We start from the raw sequence: 1,033 nt of genomic DNA, 5'->3' as shown, positions 1-1,033 counted from the left end.
GGCCGGAGAAATCCCAAAAGATTGAACCCCTAAATTTACCTGAGTTGCATAACGCCCGGCTAAGGGGTTGACAACGCACTGCCGAACTCAAAAAACACACTGTAAACACTGAACTTCAATTTTGCACCAAAACCGCCACGCGTTGGCAATCCCTCTTGAGCCGTTTGTTAAATTGCAATTGCTCGCCGCTTTGCTTGGGCAAATACTGTAATTGAATTTTCAGTTGTTCTCTCTACTTCAAAATAACCTCCTGACATTGAAAGTTGACGTACATTCAATGAGTCGGATCCAAGTTTTTTAAACCAATACGGTGCAAGAGAGCATTGTGCTGAGCCTGTTGCTAAATCCTCAGATATGCCAATTTGGGGTGCAAAGTATCTTAGAACATAACCACTATTACCATTTGCAGCCGTTACAATCAGAGCATGGTATTCATTGATTTTTCTCAAGCGCTCATCATCTGGCTGGAAATTCATTACAGTCTCAACCGAAGACAGAACCAAGACTAAGTCTCGGGTAGAGAAAACATCAATCGCATCAGTCGCTAAATCAGAGATTTCTAGTGGAACGGTACAAGGCTTACCTTCCCAACTAGGTAATAACAATGAATATTGGTCATTTCTCTTAGCAATCACCACTTCACCATGTTTACTGTTGAAAACTACATTTTCTAGCTGGTACTTAGAAAGGATCGCTGCACCAGCACCTAAACTCCCGTGACCACAAAGATTAATTTCACCATCCAATGCAAACCAGCGAATGTGAAACTGTCCGTCGATGTGAGTAATGAACGAAGTCACAGGCTGTCCAACTTCACGGGTGATTTGATGTAACTCGGTATCAGAAAGCCAGCTCTTTAGCTCTAGTACCCCGCAAGGGTTGCCAAAGGCCGACTCGCCAATAAACACATCATAAATATCAATTTTGATAATCCACCATCCTTGACTGCAATTTAACGCCCGGCTAAGGGGTTGACAACGCACCGCCGAACTTAAAAAACACACCGTAAACACTGAACTTCAATTTTGTACTA

1 protein-coding gene is annotated in these 1,033 nt (G+C 42.8%); it reads right to left on the bottom strand.

All coding sequences use genetic code 11. From position 1 onward, the window contains the following. Window positions 1–167: 167 nt before the first annotated feature. Window positions 168–908 carry a PhzF family phenazine biosynthesis protein gene (locus AACR75_RS00845; RefSeq protein ID WP_017049028.1) on the bottom strand — a complete coding sequence of 247 codons (741 nt, stop codon included), beginning with the start codon at window positions 906–908 and terminating at the stop codon, window positions 168–170. Window positions 909–1,033 lie beyond the last annotated feature (125 nt).

Origin of the sequence: Vibrio sp. ZOR0018 (assembly GCF_963865925.1) — a bacterium.
GTDB classification, from domain to species: Bacteria; Pseudomonadota; Gammaproteobacteria; order Enterobacterales; family Vibrionaceae; genus Vibrio; species Vibrio anguillarum.
This window is presented reverse-complemented; position numbering and strand designations above follow the sequence as displayed.